This window comes from Thorsellia kenyensis (genome assembly GCF_042432445.1).
Classification (GTDB): Bacteria; Pseudomonadota; Gammaproteobacteria; order Enterobacterales; family Thorselliaceae; genus Thorsellia; species Thorsellia kenyensis.
This window is the reverse complement of sequence record NZ_JBHLXE010000065.1, coordinates 1-532: the sequence shown is the minus strand read 5'-3', so window position 1 is coordinate 532 and position 532 is coordinate 1. Positions and strand designations below refer to the sequence as shown.

The window sequence follows — 532 nt, the reverse complement described above, 5'->3', positions numbered from 1 at the left end:
CTTGCTTGTGAGTGGTCGTGCGGAAGCGGGTGTTACCATTATACTTCGAGTGAATGGTAAGCCGGTAGCAGAGCAAAAAGTAGGTGCGGATGGTAAGTGGTCTATCACGATTCCTGAAAATGAAGTGTCAGAAAGTGGTGAGTATAAAGTAACCGCTATAGCCAAAGATGCAGCAGGACAAGATTCAGAACCAACCGGTGATTACATCTTTAACTTCGATGGTAGCGCACCGAGTAAACCGTTAATGCCAAGCCTGACTGACAGTGTGGGTGATAAACAAGGTCCTGTTCAGGGAGGCGGTATCATTGATGATGAAACGCCGGTGTTAAGAGGACAGGCCGAATCAGGCGACAGCGTGGTGACCATTTATAATAATGGCGTTAAAGTCGGTCTAGCGACAGTGAATGCTGATGGTAGTTGGAGTTACACGTTAAGCCTCAAACAAGGGCCGCAAAACATTACGGTGACAGAGACGGATAAAGCGGGTAATACCTCAGAGCCAAGTGACAACTTTAACTTTGTGGTTGACTCG

At 47.2% G+C, this 532-nt stretch carries 1 protein-coding gene; it reads left to right on the top strand.

Features of this window, described 5'->3' with window-relative positions; all coding sequences use genetic code 11:
• A partial coding sequence (locus ACFFIT_RS13405; protein WP_385876688.1) for an Ig-like domain-containing protein occupies positions 1-532 on the top strand: 532 nt, incomplete at both ends.